This window comes from Streptomyces sp. RP5T, assembly GCF_003933965.1.
In the GTDB taxonomy this organism is placed as follows: domain Bacteria; phylum Actinomycetota; class Actinomycetes; order Streptomycetales; family Streptomycetaceae; genus Streptomyces.
The window spans coordinates 1-10614 of sequence record NZ_RSAJ01000283.1 but is presented as its reverse complement, the minus strand read 5'-3'; the positions used below and the strand labels follow the sequence as shown (position 1 = coordinate 10614).

Annotated in this window: 13 protein-coding genes; 8 read left to right on the top strand and 5 right to left on the bottom strand. The window is 71.0% G+C overall.

The genetic code is table 11. The features are described 5' to 3' along the window. Positions 1 to 177 precede the first annotated feature (177 nt). Together EHS43_RS26145 and EHS43_RS26140 are read left to right on the top strand one after the other, a co-directional pair. A complete protein-coding gene (locus EHS43_RS26145) occupies positions 178 to 942 on the top strand; it encodes a DUF4239 domain-containing protein (RefSeq protein ID WP_125193210.1) in 765 nt (254 codons plus the stop codon). A 208-nt stretch (positions 943 to 1150) separates the two neighbouring features. Next, the gene (locus tag EHS43_RS26140) at positions 1151 to 1681 is read left to right on the top strand and encodes a hypothetical protein (protein WP_125193209.1); all 531 of its coding nucleotides are present in this window, start codon (positions 1151 to 1153) and stop codon (positions 1679 to 1681) included. Between the two features lie 84 nt (positions 1682 to 1765). Here the strand turns inward: EHS43_RS26140 and EHS43_RS26135 are convergent, their stop codons facing one another. Then, complete coding sequence (locus tag EHS43_RS26135) at positions 1766 to 2257, bottom strand: hypothetical protein (RefSeq protein WP_125193208.1); 492 nt, start codon at positions 2255 to 2257, stop codon at positions 1766 to 1768. Positions 2258 to 2590: 333 nt separating this feature from the next. Between EHS43_RS26135 and EHS43_RS26130 the strand changes: the two genes are divergently transcribed. Next, complete coding sequence (locus tag EHS43_RS26130; protein WP_125193207.1) at positions 2591 to 3262, top strand: class F sortase; 672 nt, start codon at positions 2591 to 2593, stop codon at positions 3260 to 3262. Between the two features lie 30 nt (positions 3263 to 3292). Here EHS43_RS26130 and EHS43_RS26125 read toward each other — a convergent pair whose 3' ends face one another. Next, positions 3293 to 4162 carry a polysaccharide deacetylase family protein gene (locus EHS43_RS26125; RefSeq protein WP_125193206.1) on the bottom strand — a complete coding sequence of 290 codons (870 nt, stop codon included), beginning with the start codon at positions 4160 to 4162 and terminating at the stop codon, positions 3293 to 3295. 318 nt (positions 4163 to 4480) lie between these two features. On the opposite strand from EHS43_RS26125, the gene EHS43_RS26120 reads away from it, so the two are divergent. Continuing rightward, complete coding sequence (locus EHS43_RS26120; RefSeq protein ID WP_125193205.1) at positions 4481 to 4942, top strand: universal stress protein; 462 nt, start codon at positions 4481 to 4483, stop codon at positions 4940 to 4942. A 34-nt stretch (positions 4943 to 4976) separates the two neighbouring features. Here EHS43_RS26120 and EHS43_RS26115 read toward each other — a convergent pair whose 3' ends face one another. Beyond that, complete coding sequence (locus tag EHS43_RS26115; protein ID WP_125193204.1) at positions 4977 to 5795, bottom strand: alpha/beta fold hydrolase; 819 nt, start codon at positions 5793 to 5795, stop codon at positions 4977 to 4979. Positions 5796 to 5869: 74 nt separating this feature from the next. Here EHS43_RS26115 and EHS43_RS26110 point away from each other — a divergent pair, with 74 nt between their 5' ends. Then, positions 5870 to 6364: a MarR family winged helix-turn-helix transcriptional regulator gene (locus EHS43_RS26110; protein WP_125193203.1), complete on the top strand. Its 495-nt coding sequence runs from the start codon at positions 5870 to 5872 to the stop codon at positions 6362 to 6364. On the opposite strand, the gene EHS43_RS26105 is transcribed toward EHS43_RS26110, so the two are convergent. Further along, positions 6348 to 7496 carry a CapA family protein gene (locus tag EHS43_RS26105; protein WP_125193202.1) on the bottom strand — a complete coding sequence of 383 codons (1149 nt, stop codon included), beginning with the start codon at positions 7494 to 7496 and terminating at the stop codon, positions 6348 to 6350. The genes EHS43_RS26110 and EHS43_RS26105 overlap by 17 nt on opposite strands. 232 nt (positions 7497 to 7728) lie before the next feature. On the opposite strand from EHS43_RS26105, the gene EHS43_RS26100 reads away from it, so the two are divergent. The 3 genes from EHS43_RS26100 (at position 7729) to EHS43_RS26090 (ending at position 9730) form a co-directional block, all read left to right on the top strand. Beyond that, the gene (locus EHS43_RS26100; RefSeq protein ID WP_028807581.1) at positions 7729 to 8274 is read left to right on the top strand and encodes a sigma-70 family RNA polymerase sigma factor; all 546 of its coding nucleotides are present in this window, start codon (positions 7729 to 7731) and stop codon (positions 8272 to 8274) included. 135 nt (positions 8275 to 8409) lie between these two features. Then, entirely contained in the window at positions 8410 to 8925 is a 516-nt protein-coding gene (locus tag EHS43_RS26095) for a hypothetical protein (protein WP_125193201.1), read from the top strand. 151 nt (positions 8926 to 9076) lie between these two features. Further along, positions 9077 to 9730, top strand: coding sequence for a zf-HC2 domain-containing protein (locus tag EHS43_RS26090; RefSeq protein ID WP_125193200.1), 654 nt, complete (start codon positions 9077 to 9079; stop codon positions 9728 to 9730). Positions 9731 to 9740: 10 nt separating this feature from the next. On the opposite strand, the gene EHS43_RS26085 is transcribed toward EHS43_RS26090, so the two are convergent. Further along, a complete protein-coding gene (locus EHS43_RS26085; protein WP_125193199.1) occupies positions 9741 to 10604 on the bottom strand; it encodes an Fpg/Nei family DNA glycosylase in 864 nt (287 codons plus the stop codon). Positions 10605 to 10614 lie beyond the last annotated feature (10 nt).

Genomic DNA, 10614 nt, shown 5'->3' with positions numbered 1-10614 from the left:
GCTCCGGGCCCCACCGCGTCCCCGGTGAGCTACCCGGCCTACCACCACGCGAAGGCCCCCGACCGGCCCACGCACAGCACGACCTCACCCGTGATCTACGTCCTGCTCATCACCGCGCCCGCGGTGGTCGCCGTCGCCGCCCTGCGGCCCCGCTAGTGCCGATCCTGGAGGCATCCCTTGCCGGAATGGCTTGTTCTCATCCTCGCGATGCTGGCCGCGTGCGCGGTGGTGGTCACCGTCACGCTCATCCGCCACAAGGCGGCACCCGTGGACGAGGACCCCAGCGAGACCCCGGACGTCATCGAGTACATGACGATGTGGATCGGGGTGGTGTACGCCATCGTCCTGGGACTGGCCATCGCGGGCGTGTGGGAGGCCCGCAGCGCGGCCCAGGACCACGTCCAGGCGGAGGCGCAGGCACTGCACGAGATCTCGGAGCGGGTCCAGGTCTATCCGGCCGACGTCCGTGACCGCATTCGGGCCGATGTCAACGCCTATGTCGGACACGTCGTCACGACGGAGTGGAAGGAGATGGCCGACCACCGCCGCATGACCGAGCAGGGCACCGAGCTCCTCGACCGGCTGCGCACGGACGTCACCTCCTACGAGCCGAGAAGCGACTTCGAGGCCCAGGCCTACCAGCCGCTCGTCGACCAGGTGGCCGCCGTGGACCAGGCCCGCAACGCCCGCGCGGACTCGGTCGAGCCCACCATGCCGGGGGTGGTCTGGTTCGGTCTGCTGGGCGGCGGCATCGTCACCATCGGGATGGTCTTCGCGCTGCAGATCCGGCGCACGACACGCGAACTGATCCTGGCCGGCCTGTTCTCCGCGCTGATCGCCTTCCTGCTCTTCCTGATCTGGGACTTCGACGCGCCCTACAGCCGGGGCATCACGGCGTCGGCGGATCCGTTCTTCGCCCTCTTCCCGGACATCAAGGGCTGAGAGCCCCGCACCGCGGACGCCCCCCGGGGGGGCGTCCGGCACCCGACACGCCGACGGTGTCCCCCGAGCGGCCCACACGAATACCCCATTCGGAGCGACAGCGATCGCGCGGACGCACACCTGTTCCTAGCGTTTCGGTCATCGAGGTGCATTCCCGACGTAGGCGGAACAGGTCCGCAGTTGCTCCTCGGGGACCGGAGGAACCACCATGCGCGCGATACGCGTCGCTTCGGCCGCACTGCTGGGCGTGACCGCCCTGGTCCTGACCGCGCCGGCCGCCGTGGCGAAGGGCGACAACATCACGCCCTTCGGCTTCAGCGTCGTGCCCTCGACCGTCGCCCCGGGCGGGGAGGTGGGGCTGCTGCTGGAGCGCAACCACGGCGGCTGCAAGGGCTCCGCGACCGTGACCTCGGGGGTGTTCGACACCATCACCATCCCGGCGCACAAGAGCCAGGCGACGGTCGTGGTCGACCGGGACGCCCGGCCCGGTGCGGTCTACCAGGTGACGTTCACCTGTGACGGCGTGAGCGGCTCCACGGGCCTGGCCATCTCCGGCGGCCGCCCGGTGGGTCCCACCCCGGTGCCCCTCAACCCCGACCGGGGCGTGCAGGCCGGTGAGGGCGGCAGCTTCGCCGGTTTCGACGTCAAGGAGCTCGGCTTGGGAGCCCTGCTGATCGCGGGCTCGGTCGGGGCGGCCTACCACTTCTCCCGTCGCCGCACCGGCGACGACGGCGCCTGACGGCTGCCGCGGGCGCACGGCAAGAGCTCCGCCCCGGGTCCTCGCGGAGTCCGGGGCGAAGGTCCTCTCCGAAGGGGGCGGAGATCAGATGTGCCGCTCGGACCGCCTGCGCATCCAGAACACCCCGCCGCCGATGACGGCCAGCGCCACCAGGCCGCCGCCGATGGCCATGTCGGTCGGGGTGGCCCCGCTGGAGCTGCTGCCGCCGAGACCGCCGCGGACGCCCCCGATGACGGTGAAGGCGGTGGGGTTGATCACGGTGCCGTTGCCGCAGACGACGCTGATGCTGTGCGATCCGGTGGCCGCGTTCCGGTTGACCGTGGCACGCCCCGTGGCCAGGTTGTTGGTCCCCGTCGTCAGTCTGATCGTCCGGAACGCGTCCGAGCTCGCGGTGGCGTTGCCCGTGCAGTTGTTGACGGTGATGGTCAGCTGGCCGCCCCGGGCGATGACATTGGGAAGGGCGACGACATTGCTCGGGTTCAGGTTCATGCCGTCCCGCGCGACGGCCGCCGGGGCGGCGAGTCCGAGCACGGCGACCGCGGCACCGGCAGCCGCCAGGGCACGAGTAGTACGCATGTGAATCCTCCGCGGGAGACGCCCCGGGAACGGTCCCCGGTGGATCGGCGAGAAAACGCCTCCCAGAAAGACCCTCAGACTCCTTGCGCGCGCCCGCATTTCGGGAATGCTCCGTCCTGGTGATCGGACACGCCGAACGAAAAGCGCACAATCCGATATCTTCGCAGGTCACGGACCGTCAGAAAATTCCTGTTCACGGCAACTCGGATGGCTCACCACCCGTGTTCGGGGGCCACCCGTTCGCCGTTGCCCCGTCGCCGGTTGCGCGCGCGGGACTTAGCGTTCTCGTATGCGCGAATGACACGGCGACGGCCGCGTCGAGAGGGGAAGTCAATGTCTGCGTCCGAGCTGGCCGATCTGGCCGAAGAGGAGGAGCAGCGGAGGAAGCGTGCTCCCTGGGGCGTGATAGCGCTTGTTCTGCTGACCGGCCTCGCGCTCATTCGGAACGGTTCGGGGGAGTTCGACGTCGGGCCGCCGCAGCCCGCGTCGGCGGCCGCGGCGGACAGCCGGGTGCACGGCAGCGTCCTGCGCGACACCCCCGCTCCCCTGCCGTTCGCCCAGCCCGACCGGGTCTCCATCCCGGCGATCCGGGTCGACGCGCCGATGGTGCCGGTCGGCCTGGACCCGGACGGCTGGGTGGGCGCGCCGCCGCCGGAGGACCCGAACCTGGCCGGCTGGTTCACCGGCGCGGTGTCCCCCGGCGAGAAGGGCACGGCGGTCGTGGTCGGCCATGTCGACAACAAACAGGGCCCCGCCGTGTTCTACGGCCTCGGGGCCCTGAAGAAGGGAAATCGCGTCGAGATCAGGCGCAAGGACGGGAAGACCGCGATCTTCGAGATCTACGGGATCGAGGTCTTCGAGAAGAACGATTTCCCCGGAGACCGCGTGTACGGATCCAAGGGCACCCCCGAATTGCGGGTCATCACCTGCGGGGGCGGTTTTTCCAAGCAGAGCGGATACGCCGGAAACGTCGTCGCCTTCGCCCGCCTGGTCGAGGTCCGCTGAGCGGTCCCCGACCCGGCGGGCGCCTTTCGGCTATACGTACTGCCGTCGCGGGACGGTGATGTGATAGCCGGAATCGATGAGCCGCGGCAGATAGTCGCGCAGCGCCCGGACACTCTGGGAGCGGTCGCCCCCGGCGTCGTGCGAGAGCACCACGACGCCGGGGGCGGCGCCGCTTTCCACCCGGCCGACGATGCGGCGGGTGCCCGGGGTGGTCCAGTCGAGGGTGTCGACGGACCAGGCGAGGGGCTCCATGCCGAGCTCGGCACCGAGTTGGAACGCGGCCCGGTTCCAGGCGCCGTAGGGGGCCCGGAACCACTCGGGCCGCTCTCCGTAGCCGTCCTCGATGACGTCGCAGGTGCGTTCCATCTCGGAGCGGATGCGGGCGCGGGTCAGGCGGGTGAGCAGCGGGTGGGACCAGGTGTGGTTGCCGACGACGTGTCCCTCGTCGGACATCCGGGCCAGCAGGTCCTGGTTGTCGACCGCCATCTCCCCGCACACGAAGAACATCGCGCGGACGTCGTACTCGGCGAGCGTGTCCAGGATGTGCGGGGTGTAGCGGGGGTCGGGTCCGTCGTCGAAGGTCAGGACCATGGTCCGGCCGCGCCCGGACACCTTCAGCAAGGGCTCGTGGCGTACGAGCGTCTTCCTGGGGGCGGCGCGCGGCGGGCCGTATCCGGTCAGGGGCTGGAGGCGGTAGGCCGAGGAGCTGACCGCGCGACGGGCCGGCGGGCCGGCGGCGGGGAGCGCCGGCCGGGCCGGCTCCTGGCCCGTGAGGGCCGCGAGCACTCCGGCCGTGCCGGCGGCCCCGACGGCGGCGGCGCCGGCCACCAGGGCCCGGCGCCGCGTGAGCACTGCCGCCGCCTTCGACGACAGCCGAGTGAGCAACTGATCCTTCGTCATGACTCATCAGTCGCCCGGCAGGGCGCCGACGCACCTCAGCAACACCGGTGCGGCGGCATCAATACACCCGCCCGGCCCAGCGAGGACGCCCCGAGTGGCATGGCGGGGCGTCAGGACGACCCCGTACGGGGCCCGTCGGCTTCGGCCCCGGCCTCGTCCCCTCCGTCGAGGCCGGGGCGCCGAGAGCGGCGACGGGCTTCGGTGACGGCCCGTTCGCCGCCCGCCCTTCGGGTGCCCTTTTTCGGCAAAGCTTGCGCACCGATCTCCGACCGACCCCGTACGACGTCCGGACCTGCGGCTTCCGATAGCCTCACAGCCGTGACGGAACAGCACTCGCACCAGTTCGAGCGGGGCACGGACGGGCCCAAGGTGATCGTCGTCGGCGTGGACGGCTCCGACTCCTCGCTCCGCGCCGCCGCCTACGCCGGAGGTCTGGCCCGGCGCCAGAACGCGTTGCTCGCCGTGGTGTACGTCCAGCCGGTGATCGCCTCGGGAGCCGCGCTCGGCGCCCCGGTCGCCGAGACGACGGACGAGATCGCCGAGGACCTGGTCGCCCAGATCCGGCGCGCCACCGAGCAGAACAAGGGGATATTCGATGTGCGCTGGGAGTTCCACACCTTCCGCGGCGACCCCTACGGCGGGCTGACGAAGGCAGCGGACGAACTCAAGGCCGACGCGGTGGTCGTCGGCGCCTCGGAGCAGGCAGGACACCGGATCGTCGGTTCCGTGGCGGTACGCCTGGTCAAGGCCGGCCGGTGGCCGGTGACCGTGGTGCCGTAGCGGTCCCGCACCGCCGTCACGCACCCGCGCGGCGTCAGAGCGAGCGCAGGAAGTCCAGCACGATGGCGTTGAACTCCTCGGGCCTCTCCAGGTTCGGGAAGTGCGAGGTGCCCTCCACCAGGACCGAGCGGCCGTCGCGCGCGGTGCTCGCGTAGCGTTCGGCGTCGGCGAGCAGGTCCGGGGAGTCGAGCGTGCCGTTGACGGTGAGCACCGGTACGTCGATCTTCGGGACGCGGGCCCAGGTGTCGGTCATGGGCACATGCCAGTTCCGTTCGCCCGGCGTGTGCTTGGCGATGGTGTGCAGGGCCATCTCGCGCAGGTGGTCCAGGATCCGCGGGTCGGTGTCCGCGACCTCGCGGAAGGGGCCGGCGACGGACCGGAGGAACACCTGGAGCCAGCCCTCGATGTCGCCCGAGTGCAGCGTCCGGTGGGACTCGGCCACGATCTGCCGGGTCGCCTCGTGGGTGTACTGGAAGTCGCTGACCGAGGCGCCGCTCAGCACGATCCCCCGGACCAGTTCCGGATACTCGATCGCCGTGTCACCGGCGACGGCCCCGCCCATGGAGACGCCGACCAGGGCGGCGGGGCCCGCGTCGAGATGACGCAGCAGTCCGGCGAGGTCGTCGGCCCAGCGGAAGGGCTCGGTGGCGTTGGCGCTCCAGCCGTGGCCGCGGATGTCCACGGCGATGACGCGGTGTCCGGCGGCCACCAGTGCGGGTGTCTGGGCCTCGAAGAGCCGGTGGTCGACGTAGCCGGAGTGCAGCAGGACGACGGGGGCGCCGGTGCCGGTGTCCCGATAGGCGATGTCCCCGTCGGTGGACGCGTGGTAGCTCAGTTCCGAAGCGACTGTCATGACAACCAAGGTGTCATCTTCGGCGAACTTTGACAACCCGGTTGTCACAATGAACCGCGGTGCATGATGAGCGGGTGAACGACATCGACGAGCCACTGCCCCCCGACGATCTCGGCCACCGGGTCAGCGAGGTGTTCGACCTGGTCGGCGCGCTCTACCGGCGCGGCCTGCGCAAGCTGGAGCAGGACGAGGCGGACCGGGGGATGTCCGTCGGTGTGCGTTCCGTCCTCGTCCTGCTGCACAGGTACGGGCCCATGACGGTTCCTCAGATGGCCCGGATCATGGCGCTGACCCGGCAGTTCGTGCAGCGCATGACCAATGAGGCGATCGACCGGGGCTGGACGCGGGCCGTACCCAACCCCGCCCACCAGCGGTCCTCGCTGATCCGGATCACGGACGAGGGCACGGCCGCCGTCACCGCGGTCCTCGCGCGCGAGCACGCCCTGAACCAGCAGGTCGGCGGGGGCGAACTGACCGACGCCGAGCTCCGGGCGTGCGTACGCGTGCTGAAGGAGATGCTGCGGACCTTCGACCACGTGGACGTGGACGGGCCTACTGCCCCATCGTGAGCCCGTCCTTGGCCGCGCCCCGGCTCAGCACCACCTCCCGGATGCGGTCGCGGACGCCCTGGACGTCGGCGCCCTGAGCGATCGCCCGGTTGAGGTTCACCACCCGGCCGGCGTCCACGTCGAACAGCTGCGGCACGAACTCCGCCTTGGTGACCCGCCAGCGCTCACCCGGCCGGGCCGGCGGGGCGAACGTGAAGCGGCCGAGGGTGGACTGGTTGCCGCGCGGGTCCTGGGCACCCTCGTGGTTGGACATCTCGCCGGCGATCTGGTCGCCCATGCCGTAGACCACCCAGGTGCCGTTGACCTTCTCGTACGCCTGCGGGACATGGGCGTGGGTGCCGAGGATCAGGTCCACGTCGGGACGTCCGCCGGTGCGGGCGGCGGTCAGGTCGCGGGCGAGGGCCAGCTGCTGCTCGTCGGGCGCGTCCTGCCATTCGGTGCCCCAGTGCAGCGAGACGGCGACCACGTCGGCGCCCGCCTTCCGGGCCGCGCGGGCGTCCGCCAGGATCCTGGTCTCGTCCATGAGGTTCACCGCCCAGGGCTGTCCCTGGGGCAGCGGGAAACCGTTGGTGTCATAGGTGTAGGAGAGATGGGCGACCTTCGCCGCACCCGCGCGCAGAACGGTGACCGTGCGCGCCTCGCCCTCGGTACGGGCGGTTCCGGCATGCCGTACGCCCGCGCGGTCCAGGGCGTCGAGCGTACGGCGGATGCCCTCGGCGCCGTCGTCGAGGCTGTGGTTGGAGGCGGTCGAGCAGCCGTCGTAACCGGTGGCGGCGAGAGCCTGGGCCACCTCGGGCGGTGACTTGAAGGTCGGGTAGCCGGTGTAGTCGCCGTTCGCGCCGTAGACGGTCTCCATGTGACACAGCGCCAGATCGGCGCGGGAGACGACGGGCCGGATTCCGGCCAGCATCGGGCGGAAGTCGTAACCGTTGCCGCCCGCGTCGAAGCGGGCCCGGTCGATGATCGAGCTGTGCGGCAGGACGTCGCCGGAGGCGACGAGTGTGAAACCGCGCGGTGCGGCGGCGGCCGGGGCCGGATGCCCGGAGGTGTCGTGGTCGTGCGCCTGGCAGGCCGCTCCTCCGGCCAGAAGGGCCGTGAGGGCCAGGGCAACCTGCCGTCTGCGTGCAATCATCAGCTCACCCCATTGAGGTCATATTTACTGACGAATGGTTATGAACTTGGCGCGGTCGGCAAACGGCCTGGCCGCCTTGTTGACCCTTCCGGGGCCGAAGGGACGCGGACGGGACGGGGAAGGGACGCGGAAGGGACCGTTCACCGAACCGTTCGTCGACGCGATCGACCGTCCGCCGCAGATCCTTGTGCGTGCCCTGTCCCCCGGCCCGGCGCTGAGGTGCCATACGGCCATGACGGCCGGAACCACCCTCACGAACGGGACGACCGCCGAGCACGAGCTCGCCGCACTGCAGCGGGAGCACGGCCGGCCTCTCTTCGCGCTCCTCCTCCGGCTCAGCGACGGGGACCGGCAACGCGCCGAGGACCTGGTGCAGGAGACCCTCGTACGCGCCTGGCAGCATCCCGAGGCGCTGCGCGCCGACGACTTCGAGTCCGTACGGCCGTGGCTGCTGACCGTGGGGCGCCGGCTCGCGATCGACGCGCGGCGGGCCCGGCAGGCGCGTCCCGCCGAGGTCGGCGACGCGGTGCTGGAGAACGCCCGGGTGTGCGCCGATCACGCCGAGCGGGCCGCCGCCGCCCTCGACGTCCGCGAGGCTGTGAAGACTCTCACTCCGGAGCACCGTGAAGTCCTGGTGCTGGTGTATTTCCAGGGGGCGAGTGTGGCGGAGGCCGCCGAGATCCTGGGGATTCCGCCCGGTACCGTGAAGTCCCGCGCGTACTACGCGCTGCGAGCCCTGCGCCGGGTGCTTCCCGGATACGCGGCCGACCTGCGGTGAAACCAATGGGAAAGTCAAACCTCCGTAAAGCGCCTTGCTGAAGACCCCGGTTGAGTAATCGGCTGTCCTCATCCGTGTTCCGGATGGGGTCCTGGGTCGGGGCGACGCGCACGCACCGGAGGAAGGCAGGAAGGGATGCTGCACAGAGGTCAAGAGAGCACGGACGGCACCGGCGGCGGCGAACTCATCGTTCCCATGGCCTGGTTGTACGCCGAGTACATCGCCGACGAGCTGCTGCGATCCGGCGACCTGATGCCGCCGACGTCCTTCGAGTTCCGCGCCGGGCGGGACGCGCTGGCGCTGACCGTCTTCCTCGCCGACACCGAGGGAGAACTCTCCGGCATCCAGGTCGTCTCGCAGCTGGAGAACTGGCTGTCACTGACGGCCTACGACCAGCCGTGGCAGGACTGGGTGTGCGAGCGGATGGCCGCGCTGACCGCCGAGGCGGTCGCCACCGGCGAGCCCGCCGCGGACCTCGAACTCGCGGCCGCGGCCTGGCGCTGGCTGGAGGAGACGGAACTGCTCGCGCCCGATCTGAACGCCGTGCCGGGCGGCGGGGCCGGGGCCGGTGAGGACGAGGGTCCGAAGGTGTGGACACCTGCCTGGCAGCTCGGTCTGCCGCTCGGCCACCTCGCCATCCATCTTTTCTAGATTCCTTTCGATTCGGACCAATCCGCGGGGCCGAGCGCTCCGAATCCCTTGGTCACGATTCGGTGCATGCCTTGAGTGATTCGGCGGGCTGGTGCGTACCGGTGGGAGCAAGGAGTAACCCCACCCACACCCAACGGCACGAGGTTTCGGCATGAGGTCCTTGGAGAGGCATCGCGACGTCGGCGCGTACGCGCTCGGCGTGCTGGACGAGGCGGAGGCCTTCCGCTTCGAGGACCACCTCATGGAGTGCCCCCAGTGCGCGGCACACGTGACCGAGTTCGGTCCTGTGACCCGTCAGATGATGCTGTACCGCCGGGCGACCCCTCGGACCGTGCACCCGATGGCCCAGCCCGGCCCGCAGCTCCTCAACCGCCTCCTCGCCGAGGTCGCCACCCGCCACCGGGCCCGCCGCAGGCGCCTGCTGTACGCGGTCGCCGCCTCGGTGGTCCTGACCGTGGGCGGTTCCACTCTCGCGATGACGGCGAACGGCGACTCGACGCGGACCACCAGCGTCGAGGCCACCGACGACCGCTCGGGCGTGTGGGCGCAGGTCACCACCGAGGACGAGGACTGGGGCACCCAGGTGGAACTCAAGGTCAAGGACGAGTCCGGCCCGCGCGCCTGCCACCTCGTCGCGATCAGCCGCGACGGCACGGAGGAGACCGTCACCGGGTGGAACGCCACCGGACACGACACCGGCGACAACACCATGATGGGCAGCTCCACCTTCCACGCCGACCAGATCGACCACTACGAGGTCAGGACGGCGGGCGGGGAGCATCTGGTGACGCTGGAACCGAGCTGACGGCGGCCGGTCACTTGAGCAGCCGCGACAACCGCCGGTCCGCCAGCAGCTTGCCGCCCGTCTGGCAGGTGGGGCAGTACTGGAGGGAGGAGTCGCTGAAGGAGACCTCCCGGACGGTGTCGCCGCACACCGGACAGGGCTCGCCGGTGCGGCCGTGCACGCGCAGGCCGGACTTCTTCTCCGACTTCAGACGGCCCGCCGCCACCCCCCGCGAGCGTTCCACCGCCTCGGTGAGGGTCGAGCGCAGGGCCCGGTAGAGGGTCTCCGTCTCCTCGGGGGTCAGGGAGGCCGCCAGTTTGAACGGGGACATCCTCGCCGCGTGCAGGATCTCGTCGCTGTACGCGTTGCCCACTCCCGCGATGAGGGTCTGGTCCCGCAGGGCACCCTTCAGCTGCCGGCGCTCGCCCTTGAGGAGGGCCGCGAGGCGCGCCCCGTCGAAGTCCTCGGCCAGCGGGTCCGGGCCCAGACGGGCGACACCGGGGACCTCCTGGGGGTCGGCCACCACGTACACGGCGAGGCGCTTCTGCGTCCCCGCCTCCGTGAGGTCGAACCCCTCGCCGGTCTCCAGGGCCACCCGCAGGGCGAGGGGGCCCTTGCCGGGCCGGGGCGGGCCGTCGGGCAGGCGGTCCTTCCAGTGCAGCCAGCCCGCGCGGGCCAGGTGGGTCACGAGGTGCGGGCCGCCGTCCGTCTCCAGGTCGAGGAACTTGCCGTGGCGGTGCACGGCGACCACCTCGCGGCCCTCGACGGCGGTGAGCGGGGGGTCGTACGTCTTCAGCACGCTGATGGCCACCGGCAGCACGCGCACCATCTCGTGGCCGACCAGGTTCTCGGTCAGGAAGTCCTTGAGCGCTTCCACCTCGGGGAGTTCCGGCATACGTCCAGAG